Source organism: Desulfosarcina widdelii (genome assembly GCF_009688965.1).
Lineage (GTDB): Bacteria > Desulfobacterota > Desulfobacteria > Desulfobacterales > Desulfosarcinaceae > Desulfosarcina > Desulfosarcina widdelii.
Map to the genome: position 1 here is coordinate 2,328,195 of NZ_AP021875.1, position 16,112 is coordinate 2,344,306.

General features: G+C 52.5%; 16 protein-coding genes. 7 read left to right on the forward strand and 9 right to left on the reverse strand.

Annotated features, from left to right (window positions below; translation table 11 throughout):
- Positions 1-209 precede the first annotated feature (209 nt).
- The 7 genes from GN111_RS10910 (at position 210) to GN111_RS10940 (ending at position 7,163) form a co-directional block, all read left to right on the forward strand.
- Positions 210-800, forward strand: a complete 591-nt coding sequence (locus GN111_RS10910) for a TetR/AcrR family transcriptional regulator (RefSeq protein WP_155303784.1) — start codon at positions 210-212, stop codon at positions 798-800.
- A 92-nt stretch (positions 801-892) separates the two neighbouring features.
- Entirely contained in the window at positions 893-1,759 is an 867-nt protein-coding gene (locus GN111_RS10915) for an SAM-dependent methyltransferase (RefSeq protein ID WP_155303785.1), read from the forward strand.
- A gap of 34 nt (positions 1,760-1,793) precedes the next feature.
- A complete protein-coding gene (locus tag GN111_RS10920; RefSeq protein ID WP_155303786.1) occupies positions 1,794-3,344 on the forward strand; it encodes an ABC transporter substrate-binding protein in 1,551 nt (516 codons plus the stop codon).
- Positions 3,345-3,369: 25 nt separating this feature from the next.
- Entirely contained in the window at positions 3,370-4,326 is a 957-nt protein-coding gene (locus GN111_RS10925) for an ABC transporter permease (RefSeq protein ID WP_155303787.1), read from the forward strand.
- On the forward strand, positions 4,316-5,203 hold the full coding sequence (locus tag GN111_RS10930) for an ABC transporter permease (RefSeq protein WP_155303788.1): 888 nt from the start codon (positions 4,316-4,318) through the stop codon (positions 5,201-5,203). Before GN111_RS10925 ends, GN111_RS10930 begins: the two co-directional genes overlap by 11 nt.
- Positions 5,200-6,207: an ABC transporter ATP-binding protein gene (locus tag GN111_RS10935; protein ID WP_155303789.1), complete on the forward strand. Its 1,008-nt coding sequence runs from the start codon at positions 5,200-5,202 to the stop codon at positions 6,205-6,207. Before GN111_RS10930 ends, GN111_RS10935 begins: the two co-directional genes overlap by 4 nt.
- A complete protein-coding gene (locus tag GN111_RS10940) occupies positions 6,204-7,163 on the forward strand; it encodes an ABC transporter ATP-binding protein (RefSeq protein ID WP_197740527.1) in 960 nt (319 codons plus the stop codon). The genes GN111_RS10935 and GN111_RS10940 overlap by 4 nt, the downstream gene beginning before the upstream one ends.
- A gap of 238 nt (positions 7,164-7,401) precedes the next feature.
- On the opposite strand, the gene GN111_RS10945 is transcribed toward GN111_RS10940, so the two are convergent.
- The 9 genes from GN111_RS10945 to GN111_RS10985 form a co-directional block, all read right to left on the reverse strand.
- Positions 7,402-8,715: a hypothetical protein gene (locus tag GN111_RS10945; RefSeq protein ID WP_155303791.1), complete on the reverse strand. Its 1,314-nt coding sequence runs from the start codon at positions 8,713-8,715 to the stop codon at positions 7,402-7,404.
- 114 nt (positions 8,716-8,829) lie between these two features.
- Positions 8,830-9,378, reverse strand: a complete 549-nt coding sequence (locus GN111_RS10950; RefSeq protein ID WP_155303792.1) for a hypothetical protein — start codon at positions 9,376-9,378, stop codon at positions 8,830-8,832.
- Complete coding sequence (locus GN111_RS10955) at positions 9,362-10,138, reverse strand: hypothetical protein (RefSeq protein WP_155303793.1); 777 nt, start codon at positions 10,136-10,138, stop codon at positions 9,362-9,364. Before GN111_RS10955 ends, GN111_RS10950 begins: the two co-directional genes overlap by 17 nt.
- Positions 10,139-10,341: 203 nt before the next feature.
- Positions 10,342-11,196, reverse strand: coding sequence for a hypothetical protein (locus GN111_RS10960; protein WP_155303794.1), 855 nt, complete (start codon positions 11,194-11,196; stop codon positions 10,342-10,344).
- Between the two features lie 140 nt (positions 11,197-11,336).
- Positions 11,337-11,918, reverse strand: coding sequence for a lipid-binding SYLF domain-containing protein (locus tag GN111_RS10965; protein ID WP_231715717.1), 582 nt, complete (start codon positions 11,916-11,918; stop codon positions 11,337-11,339).
- A 13-nt stretch (positions 11,919-11,931) separates the two neighbouring features.
- Positions 11,932-12,207, reverse strand: a complete 276-nt coding sequence (locus tag GN111_RS10970) for a hypothetical protein (protein ID WP_155303795.1) — start codon at positions 12,205-12,207, stop codon at positions 11,932-11,934.
- Between the two features lie 152 nt (positions 12,208-12,359).
- Positions 12,360-13,643 carry an LssY C-terminal domain-containing protein gene (locus GN111_RS10975; protein ID WP_155303796.1) on the reverse strand — a complete coding sequence of 428 codons (1,284 nt, stop codon included), beginning with the start codon at positions 13,641-13,643 and terminating at the stop codon, positions 12,360-12,362.
- Between the two features lie 28 nt (positions 13,644-13,671).
- Positions 13,672-14,925, reverse strand: coding sequence for an LssY C-terminal domain-containing protein (locus GN111_RS10980; RefSeq protein ID WP_170302227.1), 1,254 nt, complete (start codon positions 14,923-14,925; stop codon positions 13,672-13,674).
- 67 nt (positions 14,926-14,992) lie between these two features.
- Positions 14,993-16,048 carry a lipid A deacylase LpxR family protein gene (locus tag GN111_RS10985; protein ID WP_170302228.1) on the reverse strand — a complete coding sequence of 352 codons (1,056 nt, stop codon included), beginning with the start codon at positions 16,046-16,048 and terminating at the stop codon, positions 14,993-14,995.
- Between the last annotated feature and the right edge of the window lie 64 nt (positions 16,049-16,112).

The following is a 16,112-nucleotide window of genomic DNA, read 5'->3' on the forward strand; positions in this document are numbered from 1 at the left end:
AGAAACAAACATGGTTTCCGGGGTCAGTTCAGCTTTGTACCGCTACGCGCCATTTCTGAGAATTCCGGCAATACCCGACATAAAGGAATGGACAAGGCTCGCCGTTTGATCAAAATAGGGTCTTGCAATTCATAGCAACATACGTTATGTAACGAATGTTGTCTTTCAATCATTCATAAATCCAAAATGTTGCGAAGGGCCGAAAGAATATGCCTCCCAAACAACGCTTCAGTCCCGAAGATGTCATTGAAGCCGCATTTCAAGTGGTTCGCAAACAGGGCTGGGAGGGCTTCTCGGCTCGCACAATTGCCAATGAACTCAATTCATCGACGCGCCCCATCTACGATTATTTCAATTCGATGGAAAACATCGAAGCGGAGGTTGTCAAAAAAATACTGGCCCACTTTGTCGATTTCCTGAGTCAGGAGCGGACGGGTGACAAGTGGCTTGACCAGGCTCTGGGATATGTACTTTTCGCAAGTCAGGAAAAGCATCTGTTTCGCTGCATCAACGATGAAAAACATACTCCCTTTCAAAGGCAGTTTGCCAGGCAGCATTGGGTCAAACTGGGAGAGGAACTGGCATCGGATGATCGATTCAAGGCGTTGCCGATTGAGTCTAAACACAAGATCCGCGCAGCAAGGTGGATCATGATCCACGGCTTATCCTATCTCATCAGCAACGGTTGGTTTAAAACACCGATAACGGAAGATTCTATCCTGGCAGAAGAAATGGGCTATTCTCTGGCCGAATTTCTGAGAAAAGTAAACCGCGGATTATATGAAGAATTCAAAGAGTAGCCGGCTGAATGAAGAAGGGATATTTTTTTAGGATTAAAACAACAGATGTAATGTAACGGTCGTTTTCTTAAAGTGTGTATTGGAGGTTCGACATGAGGGGCGATCAATCCAGTATCACTGCGGAAAATAATGCGCTTCTCAGGGCCCATGAGGCGATGCGACATGAAAGCGAACGGATCTGCTACGATCCGTATGCCGTTTATTTCATGCCGGACCGCATCCTCTCTTCAGCAGACAGAACCGATCAAATCGAGATCACCATTGCGGATTGGGAAACCCATTTCCCGGGCGTCTGCAATTCCATCCTTGCCCGCACGCGGTTCATCGACGACTGTCTTGAAGAAGCGCTCCAAGATGGCATTCAACAACTCGTCATTCTCGGTTCCGGATACGATACCCGGGCATTTCGATTCAGAGCCATCAGAGAAAGGGCGACGGTTTTTGAACTCGATCACCCGACCACCCAAAAGAGAAAACTGGCGATCATTCAAAATCACCTGGATTGGAATGCATCATCCATCCGGCACATTCCCATCGATTTCGCCAAGGAAGAACTTTCCGAAAAATTGTTTTCCTGCGGCTACAAGGACCGATTGAAAACCCTGTTTATCTGGGAGGGGATTACCTATTACATCTCCGCATTTGCCGTCGATCGGACGCTTGATTTCATCAACCGTCACGCCCCATCCGGAAGCGTCATCGTTTTCGATTACTTTCCACCCGCGGTCGCTGACGGGACAACACGCTTACCGGAAGCCAGGGCGCTGCGCGAAGGATTGAAGCGCATCGGAGAAGAACTCCTGTTTGGCATAGAACCGGATCAAATCTTCGCGTTCATGGAAAAACGCGGTTTTCAGGTCGTGAGAAATCTCGCCAGCAGGGATTACCAGCAAGCCTATTGCAAACGCAGAAACGTGTCCGACATGTTCCTTTTCGTTCAGGCAACGGTTTCCCGATAAAGCAGGCGTATCCATACCAACCAAAGGGGGAGCAATGAAAAAGAAGATTCAGCTGCACACCATGTCCGTTTGGATGCTTTTCTTGATAGGTGTATTATGCGCCAGCATCTCCTTGGCTGCCGGTCCCAGGAAGGGCGGGACCCTGCGGTTCGGTACCGAAAATGACTTTGCCGGGTTCGAGGTTCTCCAATCAAGCTCTCGCCTGGCCATCAACGGTTCAATCGCCGCCAACACCATTATGGAGCCCTTGTTCCGCATGGACAACGAAGAACACCTGATTCCTGTGCTCGGCCTGAGCGCAGCGCAAAGCGAAGATGGAAAGACATGGACTATCAACCTGCGTAAGAACGTCAAGTTTCATGATGGCACGGTATTTAATGCCGATGCGGTCGTACATCACTGGAACCGTCTTTTAAACCCGGAAAACAAATTCCGTGGGCGGGCCGCGATGGGACCCATCGTCAGTGTGACAAAGTTGGACGAATACACGATCCAGTATAATTTGAAACATCCCTGGCTTCCTTTTAAACGGGTGATCGGCAGCACGCGGGGATTGGTCCAACTCATTCCATCGAGCAAATCCGTTGAATCGGGCAATCAGAACCGCGCCCCGGTAGGCACCGGCCCGTTCAGGCTCAAAGAGTGGAAATCAGGAGACGCGTTCACGGTTGTAAAAAATCCCGACTACTGGGAAAAAGACGTTCCCTTTCTCGACGAAATCGTTTTCAAACCCATGACCGATTCCCAGACCCGCTACGCCAGCCTGCAGTCCGGCCAGGTGGATATCATCTGGATGGACCGGGGCAACCTCATCAACAAGGCGAAAGCGGACAACTCGCTCAGGGTTTACACCAGTGAAGACAACGGCGCTGAAATCTTTATCCTCAATACATCGGTCCCGCCACTTGATGACGTCAATGTGCGCCGGGCACTGGCCCATGCACACAACCAGGAACGCCAGGTTGAAATGGTTTACAAAGGCAGTATTCCGGTAGTTCACCATCCCTTCGGGAGCCAGTGCGCATGCAGCAGCGACGGGTATCGCGCATACAACCCGGACAGGGCCCGCAAGCTATTGGCGGGATACGGCCAGCCGGTCGAACTCGAGGTGCTGCACAGCAGTTCGAAACGGGGCCGGGACACGGGGGAGATCACCCAGCGGCTTTTCAAGGATGTGGGGGTGACGGCGAATCCGGCAGGGTTCGATTTCGGCCCGGTAATCAAAAAAGTACTCAGCGGACAATACCAGGTATCCACATGGCGGATTTCATCCCGCCCGGATCAGGGACCGGCGCTGTTTTTATCGCTCCATTCGAAAAGCCGGGCCAATTTCTCCCGGTATAAAAATCCCGAGATGGACAAATTGCTGGTTGCCCAGCGCTTGGAAACCGATCCAGACCGGCGAAACGAAATTCTCTGTAAGATCGCCCGGCTGATCAACGACGATGTCCCTTTTTTGTACCGTGGCGGCATGCGCAGCCATGTGATTGCCAGCAAAAATCTTGAAGGACTCTCGTCGATGAAAAATGGCATTGTACGCTTGGAGTCGGTATGGTTAAACAAAGAAGAATCCGGAAAATATTGAAAATCCGTTGCAGGTGATCTGACCCATGCAGATACTCGGCAAAAAAGCGTTGCGATTGGTTATCGTAGTTGTCGCCGTATCTGTGCTCACCTTCCTGATGATCAATCTCCTGCCGGGCGATGTGGCCCATGTTGTTGGGGGCGAGGAAGCCACGCTCGAGGATATCCAGGCTATACGCAAAAAGATGGGGCTCGATCAGGGCATTGTCGTCCGCTATTTTACCTGGTTGAAAAATGCTGCCTCAGGCGACCTGGGCGAATCCTACCTGACCCATGAACCTGTGGTTGATATGATCATCGCCAGATTGCCCGTCACCATTGAGCTGCTCATCATTTCTCAATGCATGGCCCTGATGCTGGCCCTTCCTTCAGGCATCGTCAGTGCGTACCGCAGCAATTCGATGATGGATCGCCTAGTAAACGGGATTGGGTTTGCGACCTTGTCGATACCCAGCTTCGTGATGGCGCTTTTAACCATCTATCTGTTTTCCATCAAACTTCGATGGCTGCCGGCCACAGGCTATGTACCCCTTTCAATCGACATAGGCACGAACCTCAAATCCTATGTTTTGCCCGGGTTGAGTATTGCCATGATCGAGTGGGTCGTATTGATGCGCGTTTTGCGCAGCGACATGATCACCACACTTGGACAGAACTATATCCTCATGGCCAGGGCCAAAGGGCTTCCAGCTTGGCGGGTGCTCTTACAGCATGCACTTCGGCCATCTTCATTTACTCTGATCACCGTCCTGGGCATCCAGATAGGCCGCCATCTGGGTGAGGCCGTGATCGTCGAAACCATATTCGCCCTGCCAGGGATCGGACGGTTGTTGATCGACTCCATTTATGCACGCGACTACCAGATGGTTCAGGGCTGCGTCCTTTTGATTACCGTGGGGTATGTTGTCATCAATTCATTCGTGGATCTGCTGTACGCGGTATTGGATCCACGGATTCGCACGGAAGGCGGCCATGCAGGATAAAACAACCGGCAAACGGCTGGGCTTTACTTTCTGGATATCCATTGCCTGGATTGTTCTGGTGGTTTTGTCCGCATTGACCGTCAGCTGGTGGACCATTCCCGCGCCCGACAAAATGGATTGGGACCATCTCAGCGCCCGTCCCGGAACAACTGTCCGCGAAACAATCCTTCAAAACAGCAGCGCTGCGAAAAAAACACCTTACACGTATTGGCTGGGCACGGACACCATGGGGAGGGATCAGGTCTCGCGGATCGTTTACGGTGCGCGCATCTCGCTTTCGGTCGGTTTGCTGGCACCGATGATCGGTCTGCTGATTGGCGGACTTTTAGGTTGTTTGGCCGGCTATTTCCGTGGACCGCTGGAATCGACCATTGTCGCGGTCATGGACATCGTTCTGGCCTTTCCGGGGCTTGTCCTTTTACTCGCTGTTACGTTTTACCTGGGAGCCAGTCTCCAAAACCTGATCTTCTCTCTCGGGTTCCTGACGATTCCGGCCTTCTGCCGTGTTGCCCGAGCAAAAACCCTGGCATTGAGCAATCTGGAATTCGTTCAGGCAGCCCGCCTGACCGGTGCCGGGGACATGGCCATTCTGCTGCGTGAGATCATTCCCAACGTGATCGTTCCGGTTGCGATCTACGGGTTGCTGGTCGCTGCCTTCATGATCATGGCCGAGGGTGCGTTGAGTTTCCTGGGGTTGGGGATACCCGCGCCTACGTCGAGTTGGGGGGGCATGATTGCCGAAGGCAAGGAGGTGCTCGACGAATCGCCGCACGTCAGCATGATACCCGCAGCAATGATGTTCCTTACGGTGGTTTCTTTCAACCTGCTTGGGGACAGCTTGCGAAGCTATTTCGAACGCGGGAAACGCCAGATATGACAAATGGCAATGAAATGCAGCCGCTTCTGGAAGTGAAAGACCTGCAGGCCCTGCTGCCTACGCATCGCGGGCTCGTGAAAGCCGTGGACAGGGTCTCTTTGCGCCTGCAACGGGGCAAAACCCTTGGCATTGTCGGTGAATCAGGATGCGGCAAGAGTATGCTGGCAAGAGCCATTATGGGGCTTTTGCCCACCGGTTCCATTGTTTCTTCGCAATCCATCGTAACCTTCGATGGCCGAAACTTGGTTGGCATGAAAAAAGCGCAGCTTCGTCAAATCATCGGACGGGAAATTGCCATGGTCTTCCAGGACCCCATGACGTCGCTGAATCCGGTGATGAAAGTCGGCCGGCAGATTGCCGAAGTCATAAGCTACCATTTAAAAGAGGGTAAAAGAACGGCTCGCAAACGTGCCGTCGCCCTTTTGGATCTTGTGGGCATTCCTATGGCGGACCAGCGTGCCGATCAATATCCCCACCAGCTTTCCGGCGGCCTGCGGCAGCGAGTGGCCATTGCCATCGCCTTGGCCTGTGAACCCAAGCTGTTGATTGCCGACGAACCGACAACGGCGTTGGACGTGACTGTCCAGGCGACCATTCTTGACCTACTGGCCTCGCTTCAACAGGAAAAGCGGATGGCAATGATTTTGATCACCCATGATTTCGGTGTTGTGGCCGGACGTACGGACGAAACGGCGGTGATGGTTGCCGGTCAGATTGTAGAATATGCGGCCACCGGCGACCTCTTCAGGCAGATGCGCATGCCGTATACACGTGCTCTGATGGCCGCGATTCCGCGCCTGGCGAATCGCCCCCATACAAAGCTTAGGACCATTAATGGGCAACCGCCGGATATGGTTGATTTGCCGTTGGGGTGCCGTTTTGCATCACGCTGCTGGAAGGCTCAGCCTTTGTGCAGGGGAAAAGAACCGGCATTAAAACGGATAAACGGTCGTGGCCATAAGCTGGCATGCTGGTATCCATTGGAAAGCGGGAAAAACGCTTGAAAAACGAAAAACTTCTCACCGTCAACGATCTCACCGTCGAGTTTCGCATCGGCAGACGCAGGAAGATAGAAGCGGTCGCCGGTGCGAGCCTTGATATCGGAGTCGGTGAAACGCTCGGACTGGTAGGTGAATCAGGCTGCGGCAAATCGACGATTGCCAGGTCGATTGTCGGTCTTCAAAAAGTGAAGAAAGGCAGAATTATCTATTCAGGGCAGGATCTTTTGCAGTGCACGAAACAGCGGATGAAAAAAATCAGGCCACAGGTTCAGATGATATTCCAGGATGCGGTCGCATCGTTGAATCCGGGCAGAAAAATCGGCAAGTCCATTGAAGAACCGCTGCGCGTAATCGGATGGGCAGACCGACAGGAAAGAGGGCATCGAACACATGAAATAATGAAGGCTGTGGGTCTTGATCCCGAACAGATGGCTTCGCGCTATCCCCATGAGTTTTCCGGCGGTCAATGCCAGCGCGTCAGTCTTGCCAGGGCATTGATTCTGCGCCCACGCCTGTTGATCTGCGATGAACCGGTATCCTCTCTGGATGTGTCGATACAGGCTCAGATTCTTAACCTGCTGGAAAATATGAAACGGCGCTTTGAGCTGACCATGCTTTTTATCTCCCACGATCTGTCCGTTGTGAAGAATATCAGCGATCGTGTGGCAGTGATGTACTTGGGCAAAATTTGCGAGATCGCAAGCTCAGAAGAACTTTATCGCTCTCCACGGCACCCTTATACCGCTCTGCTGCTCGCATCCGTCCCGGAACCCGATACAGCACCCAAAAAGCAAAAAAAGGGCACGTTCCATGGTGAAATTCCATCTCCTGCCGAACCGCCGCCGGGCTGCCGTTTCCACACACGCTGTCCGAATGCCAAGGATATTTGCATTGAGGTCGAACCCGAGTTGAAACGCTTTGCCGGTGGGAGGCAGGCGGCATGTCATTTCCCGCTATGACAATAGCGGTAATCGTTCACAGGGCACCGCATCTGCTTTGTTCCCGGGCACTTGGAGGTTGACCAAACCGTCTGCGTGCCCGGCGCCTTACATCTGCGGCACCCTATGAACGATTACTGATCAGGCAGTTGCGGCACATTGGGCATTTCAACCCCGTGAACGGGTATGCAAAATCTTCCGTTTCAGTTCGATGGAAATGTTCCGTTTGCCAGATAAAAAGGAGTGGACTTATAGATATTCATTTCGATCTTCTCTTCGACAGATTGTAAACGGCTATGATTACAACGCCCATACAACCCGCGGCAACAATTAGGATCAATAGTCGCCAGAAAATATGGTCGACACGTTCTTCTGCAGATCGGTTGAATTGGTCAAGCACCGTCGAGATCAATGGTATACCCGTTTGATCAACCGTTAATATTATTTGGTTAAAATCGGACAGGACAGCCTGAAGGGTTTCGATGGCTTTGATATAGTCCGCCATGGTAACAGGCTCTGCCGATTCGCCCGTCTCGAAACGCGCCAGCAAGGCATCCGTGGAAGCGACCAAATCGCTTGCCGCAACAGTTGTTTGCTGCAAACTCTTCAGCGTAATGTCAGCTTGCCTGAGCGTTGCCTGTACACCCGTGTTGACATCATGGATCGCAGCAGCCTTGTCATCGATCGCATCGAGTATCGCCTTGCGTTCTTCAGAGACTTGCTGAGGTAATTTCTCAAGTAAAACCGCATAGCGATCCGCTGTTTGCTTCAAACCGGAAATATCCGTCAACATTGTCTTCATCTCAGGTTGTACGATCAAATTCCTGTAGACCAGTTCTGCCTGGGAACCCATGATCAGCTGCATCTTGGCCAGCAAAAACATGGCGCGTTCAACGGTCATGCGCACATCGTCAACAGCCTCTGTAGCTTCACGTATGGGCGCCAGCAATCCGCCGGGCTTCTGAATATTTTTCAAATTGGGTTTTGTGCCGATATCGCCGAAGTCGCTGAAGGTAACGTAATCAACAAATACCTGCTCCGGATGGTTTGCATACCAATCATTGATCAGGTCCCGGAACTCCTGGCGCTGTTCGTGCGTCATGACTTTTGCGGCAAGTTCCCATGCATCCACCTCCATTGTTTTAAACGCCTCCACCATGATTGTGGCAGGTTTTCCGAATATTTGGGGACGCCAATACTCCTCCCAGACCATCCGATTCAACGTTGCCGTCACCACAAGATCCAGCAGCGCGGGACCCGGATTCGGTCCGGCTGCGGTTTCCACAACAGCCGTTATGGAGTACACTTTTCTCCGTGCCGCATTCAATCTGGCCTGGTCCGTTGGAATCGCCGCTTCCAACCGCACTGCGGCCTGCCCGACGATGGCAATATACCGGTTCGCATAGCTGATTACAGCCGCCTGTAATTCTTCCTGCGTCATTTGACGGGAATTTTCAGGCATTCCCGATGTGGATGCCCGATCTTCTGCTGCCCATGCCACATATGAGATATTCATCAAAATTAAAAAGAAAACGATGAGCGCATAAGAGAAACGGATAACGATTGTTTTCATTTCAACAAACTCCCCATGCCCAGCCGTTCTGCCGGAACGGGGCCATGTTCATCTGCTGGCGATGAGATCACCAATGTTTTCGGTATCGGATTGCTGCGGCGATGCAATGCGACTCTATTCAGGGGTGGCTCTGTTGTTCGCCCCCTCCTCCGAAGGGGTTTTAAACCTCAGGCAGGATTCGTTGGGAACGGTTTCGCTGCGAAGCAGGTATCCCGCCAGTGCCCACTCCGTCATCCGATGCCGACCATTCACTTCGAAATGGGCCCTGACACTCCAATAGTATCGGGTCCCGGGACTTAGCGACCGGGTTATCCGATGCTCGGTGGCGGCCAACCGATCCTGCACATAAACAAGTTTGCCCGTACTTTTGGTGACGGTTCGCCAGATCCGGATTTCATAATTCACATGATCGACGCGTGCATATTCAATCGGGGGCAACGGGGCTACGAGCGCGATGTCGAGCGGCTGCCATCGAAAGGTGGGGGTTAGTGAATCCACTTCCACGAATTCGGTGACCAGGGAATACCATTTTTTCCGCACCACCGGATAGTCGGGAACCAGGCCAACCAAAGCCGGTTTGCCGCATCCGGTTGCCGCTGCCGCCAACACACCCGCCATAATCAAACAGAGCCACCATGCGGGCAATCTATTCGAGATTGCCATTATTCCACTCCAACGGATAGACCAGAAAGAAATCGTCGATGATTTTTTCTGCCAGTTCGGGCACACAAGTCCTGAATTCATCGACCAGATCGGACCCTTCGTGATCCGCCCAGTCTGCGAATGTTCTTTCTTCATCACTCGCGCAGATGAAGTGCTCATCCATCAGGACGACACTGTCTTTCGAACGGATGAGTTGCACGCGGATCCGAATGAATGTATCCATGGGGGGGTTGATGCTGTATATCCCGCGCAGCCCGGTTTCCTCCACGCTGATTTCCAATCGCGCATCGATATCACCCACTTTCGGATCGGTATGTTGGGCCAAACCCTCTGCGGGGGGTGTAATCGGTGTTTCCGGCCAGAGAACGAATTGCAGGGTTGTTCGCGAATTGCCCACATCGATCAGGCTGTTTACAAATTCTTCACGCAGCCCCATCTGCCTTAGATTATCCGTCGCAATTTCCAACATGGCCTCGGCGCGCTCGACATCTTCGGCGGGAACGGCCGTTGATACGCCGTGAATGCCGCCGGCGACGGCACAAAATGGTGAAGCGAGCAAGCCGATGTAGGTACCGCCCGGAACGGGCGAGGCGAATCCGAGCATCACCGGCATGGCGGCACCGAATACGACTCCCCGTTTGACCCCGCCCCATACCCCCTTGGCCGGGAGGAGAACATCGGTTTTCGATTGGTCTGGCGTTAAACAGACGCCGACCGTCGATATCCCGGACCGAATGCCTTCGAGTGATGCGGGTTCCATTACATAGATGGCCGGCGTTCGTGCACATCCTGCCGCCATTATCAAAAGAGACAAAAAAGGCATTACGGTAGACAGCGTCCGGTTTTTATAGACCGTGTATTTTTTTCTCAAACCGGATGGCATTTCAGCATTTTTCGTTAGCAGACTTTGTTGCAGGCATGAAGCCATTTTCTCTCGATAGGATAAGAAAACGAGCTGCTATTTTAAAAGAAAAGCCTTAGATAAAGCTGCAAGCCGGCATAGTTGAATTCGACATTCCCTTTCAGATCAATTCCAGGCCAGTCTTCATCCTCCGCTTCCAGCCGAATTCCCAGTGTGTCGAATCCCAACCCAATGCCTACATGGGTCCAGGGGTTATATTCCAGGGCGGTTCGAAACTCCATGATCGATCCCTTGAAATTGTCAATTTCAACATAGAATACCTGAGCACCGGTTCTGATGAACCACCGAGGGTTCAGTGCAACATCCATTCTCAGTCCGAATACCGGCAGCGGGGCGGTGAAGTTTTCCTGCCCCTCTTCATCGAGAAGACCTCTGGACTTGATACCAAAATCGATAGGCATTACGTAGAATCCGATACCGGCGGCCAGATCGATTCTGTCGTCCTGAAAAAAGGAGTAGGTGTAGGCCAGTTCATAAATGTCGAGGTCGAAAAAGGCCTCCACTCCCGTTTCGGCCAAAATGGTTATCCTGTTGCCATCGTCATCCTCGATGGCAACATCTTCAGTAATCTGACGGTTTCCATTACGCCTGAATGAAAACCAGGTGAAATCCAGCCGATGACGCTGGTTCTGTGTAAACCGCCATAGCGCGTCAGCGCGAAAGACCGTGTTCGTCGACTCCAAACCAAGCGCCTCTTCTACATCGACATCCACCCCCAAACCGGTTCCCAAACGGACGCTGCTGTCCACGGCGGTGAGAAACACACCGACATCGACACTAAATTTTTTCCAGGGATTTTCCTGAAGGTTCGAGTCGCTGGCCATAGCCGCATGAACTGCCAGCAGCTGGACACCGACCAAGATTAGAATCAGGCACCTGCGCACAAGGCTTTTCATCGGCTTTTCCCTGATTGTTATTTGTATGGTGGTGGGTAGAACCATCCTTTAACGTAGACGATTGGGAAATACAAGCGCGTGTCGTCCCACAATTTTCCAAATAACCTTCTAAGCCTCATCGCATTGGCCGTGTTTCGATATCATTGATTAGGCGTATAGCTGAACTTCTGACCGCCGATGGAAGCTTCGTACATCAACCCGCCAGTGGCGTGCACGAATACAGCCATCCCTTTGATATAGTTCGTTGGCGCCTGGGTTCCGGTGGCTGGACCGGCGCTGGCTCCGGCGGTAGCGCCACCCGTACCGGCTTTGGCCTGGACGCCGGCGGTAATGGCCACGGCCGACACACCCGCATCGAATTCGAAACTGCCGCTGGTAAATTCATCACAGGCGCGCTTGTCCTGAAAGAAGATGATCTGGCTGAACGCCTGTCCACCAGCCTGGAAACCGATGGAAGCCCTGATCAGGCGGGTCGTCCCGGTGACAGCGCCGTTGACATATACCTTTCCGTTGCCATAAGCGCCGCCGACCACGAACCCTCCCTTACCGATCATTGGAAAGACCGCGTAGCCATAAGCGGATTCGAAAAATGGCTTAACGGCGTCCGATTGCCTGAAAATTTCGATCGTTTTGGTGTAATTGTCGGCATGGACGGTGTTGACGACAGCGAAGATCAGAACCAGAAAAACGGAAATAGCAATTGATCGGTATGTTTTCATCATTTTCTACTCCTTATTAGTTGGTTGGCACAGTTAGTATCAGTGCGTCCGTTTCACTTGTTCCTCTTTTCTGTAGTGGTGAAGAGAGCAAGCCGATGTAGGTACCGCCCGGAACGGGCGAGGCGAATCCGAGCATCACCGGCATGGCTGCACCGAATACGACTCCCCGTTTGACCCCGCCCCATACCCCCTTGGCCGGGAGGAGAGCATCGGTCTTCGACAGGTCTGGCGTCAAGGAAACGCCAACCGTCGATATCCCGGATCGAACGGTTTCGAGTGACGCGGGATCCATGATATAGATTGCCGTTGTTCAGGCACAGCCTGCCGCCATCATTGAGAAAAACAAGAGGAGGATCACTACAGATGTCACCGACAATCGAACAATCGGAAGTTTTTTTCTCAATTCGATTGGCATCGTGGCATTTCCTTCTCCGCGAGGCATCTCTATTTTCCAGGAGGCGGTTCCCACTCGACAAACTGAACCATCTCGAAAGGAACCGGATCGCTGGAGACCCACAATACGGCCCGCAACCCATCCGTAAAATAGGGATCGCCCGTCAAATTGTACCGCGGCGTTTGCATGGGGGCCGCGCCGACGCCACCAATTAAGGCGAACCGTTCCAACCCCTGAGAATACCACAGGTCCTGAATCAGGTAACCGCGGGTTTCATCCACATCCGGATCGATTTTATGGGTGACGATGGTTTTGGCGGTAAATCGCACGCCGATGTCACGGCTGATCTGCCCCACCCAAACGAGTTTGTTTTTGAACTTTACCGGCGCCAACCACAGACGCAGGTGGTTGCGTTCATGAATCCTGTCCCGCGCCTTCTGAAGGGCGATATCCTGGCCTCTGCCGAAAAGATAAAGAGAACTGACAGGAGAATATCGATAGCGACCGCCGGAAAAAAAGGCCATCGCGGTCTTCCAGGCGGATTGGGTGGTGACGACCTCCGTTTCATCCCAACCGGCGCGCATGAAGGCATGATAGACATCATCACCGTCACCGATGACGACCAAGTTGAGAGGATCGCCGTTTTCGGAAGCCTTTTTGTTGGTGGTGCAACAGGGTATCTTTTGAATATACCGAATAAATCTTTCCTCATCGTCCAGACTCTGCCAGGCACTGGCAGGGTAAATCCCCTTGAAATCGATCGTCCGATGATCGATCTTTATGCCAGGAACCGGAATGAAGAAGGTAAAGGCCCTGACCTCACCGTCTTCACCAACCAGGTCGAGTGCAAACGATTTGGTCCCCTCGTCAAGGTTGGTGAACACGTACCCGGCTCTTTTCATGCCCGGATGGACGTAAATATTATGGCCTTTTGAGAAAAAATAACGATCCATGCGCTTCCTGGCACCGGCGTTTAAGCTGGAATGGCTGATAAATGCGGCCTCATGGGAGGTGTAATACATGGGATCGATACCGATGGGTAAAAACCAGATGGCTTCTTCATCCTGGTTGTCGATCTCGATCCAGACGGGCTGGATGTTGTGTCGGTAAAGGTCGACGCCGAATATCTGCAGGGCCTCCTCGGAACTGGGGACGGCAGTGGTTACCTGTACATGGTTTATGGTCTGGGTCTGTGCGCGCTTCAGTAAAATCGACTCGCTCGATGGAGTCGGATGATACGTAGCGCATCCCTGAATCGCCACAAGCAATAAAAAAAGGATCGACAGATAGCGATAAATACCCACTGGATTCAACTTTGGTTCTCGTCGTTGCATGAGCCTGCCCACCGTTGGCTGATTGGGTTCAACGATCCAGCATCATTTCTCTTCTTTCGGCAACCGGTCTTTCCCAGGGTTCGAATCGAACTTCATCCAGCGATACGGGTTCGTTGGAAACCCATACCACGAGACACATACCGTCGGTAAAATAGACCTCATCGTTCAGACTGTGGCGGGGGTCGGACAGGGTGGCCACCTCGGATATCCGAATATAACCATATTGCAGCAGACTCTGCGCGTACCACAAATCCTGGAGCAGATAATCGCGGGCTTCGTCCACGTCTGGTGCTATGCGAAATTGTTCGACGGCAGTCCGCCGGATGATCCTGCTGATCTGTCCGACCCAGACCGGTTGCCCGTTGAATGTATATGGACTCAACCACAAACGTAACTGATTGCGTTCGTTCAACGTCGAGCGCGATTTTCGGAAGGCGGCGTCCTGAGCCCGGTTGAAAAGGTAAAGCGACAGCACCGGCTGGTAGCGAAACTCCCACGGCAACTGCGCCAGCAGGTCATAGGAAGCGGCAGCAGCGGTTTCATCCCAACCGCTGCGCAGCAATGCATAGAGGATATCAGCACCTGTACCGACGATGACAACATTGATCGGGTCCGCATTGTGGATGGTGTCCTCACCGGTCGTGCAGCAGGGCAGCGCCGAGATGAGGTCTTTAAATGCCCGGGAGCTGTCAACATCGATCTTTTCGTGGTTCGCATACAGCTTGTCGAAATCGACTTCCTTGTAATCCACCTGCAAACCGGCAACCGGTATCAGAAAGGTGAACGTCCGGACCTGTTGATCCTCGCCGACCACCTCTACGTTGAAGGCTTTGGTTCCCATTTCCAGGTTCGTAAAAACGAATCCCGAACCAACCGTTCCCGGATTGATGGGCTTGCGCATGGCATGCCGGTAAAAAAACCGGTCGATGTTCTGTGTCGCTGCTTTAGTGTGACCGGCATGGTATAAATAGGCCACTTCCAACGGCGAGAAATAGTCGCGGTCGATACTCACCGGCGCAAACCACATGCGATGGCCGGTGTTGTTTTCGATCTCGAGCCAGACCGGCTGGATTCCTTTTTTGTAAAGGGAAAGCCCAAACACGGACCGGGTTTCTTCCTCACTGAGTACGGTTGCCAGGACACGCACGCCGTTTTGTGTTTTGACGATTGCCCGTTCACGAAATGGATGGTCGTCCAAAAGCCGCGGGTGATAAGCGGCACATCCCAGCAGCACAAAAAACGTGAGAAGACATGCTGCAAGGATACGCAGGCATGCAGGCAAATCAGCCTCGATCCAAATGTTCTCAAAACGGTTCATCGGTTATCAGCTCACAAACCGCGCCATCATCTTAAAAATAGAAATCGATCATTACCGTTCCAAACGAGTTGTCCGTATCGGTTTTTTTCTGACCCGGGCAGGGTGGCGGCAGACTCTCTTCGACAAGGATGTCAGAAGTTCGAATGATAGCGAGTCGTATGGAAAACAGATCATAATAGTGATAATTAAGACCGAGCAATCCGGAAAAAACAAAATCTTCCCGATCAACCTTTCGATCATCTCCGGTAATCATGCTGCCGTCATACATTACGGAATACAGAAGGCCCATTCCACGGCCCCCGACAATCAATTCAACACCATGCGGCGATGCAGCTGCCGGTTTGGGTATGTGCGCTGCCTGAAAAACGCCGACACCCGGTGGTGCCGGCAACGAATTGAACCCTTCCTGCATGTTCCACCCCACGCGAAATCCGATTCCCAGTTCAATGGCGGTCATCAGATTCCCGAAAAGAACGGTCGGCCCGAGATAGAGATGTCCGGCCCAATCGTTGGTATAGGTACCTGCTTGAACAAGACGCCAAAGGTGTTGATAGGCCAGATTTACAATTGGCTCGGTATCTCGCTGGGTGTGCCACCCTTGTGGATCTTCCCCCCATCCCCACGCGCTGTGCAAGAACTCCTGGACATCCCCGGCACAGGATTCTTCGCCCAGCAGGCCCGCGGTAATCTGGAAATTTCTGGCGGTTTGACGGTTAAAGCTCTGCCAGTTCAAGGTGTAGGTCAACGTACCGGCATAGGGCAGGTCTCCCACCGGCGGGTCGGGATTGGTGATATCCTCGGGTGTGATCATGATCTGCCCGATTCCCTGGCCAAAACGAACGATCGAGTCCCGATCGCCAAGCGTGGGAACGTGCTTTCCGATCCATTTGCAGAACGTTGGTGCTACGGTCTCTTCCCAACTTCCGTAGCGGGTCGTATGGTATTGAATACTCCATCCATTGGTAAAATTGCTGTCCCGGTTCCAGATGATATCGTTGTCAATCTCCAGGCGGAGCGTGCCGCTATTATACGGGCTGTCAAGATAGAACGTTTCGTCCCCGGCCAGGCATTCAACAACAAGAAGCAAGGTCGCTGTAAATATAGTCAGGAGAAATTGCATAATTATACATGGGTTGACGCCATTTATCAAC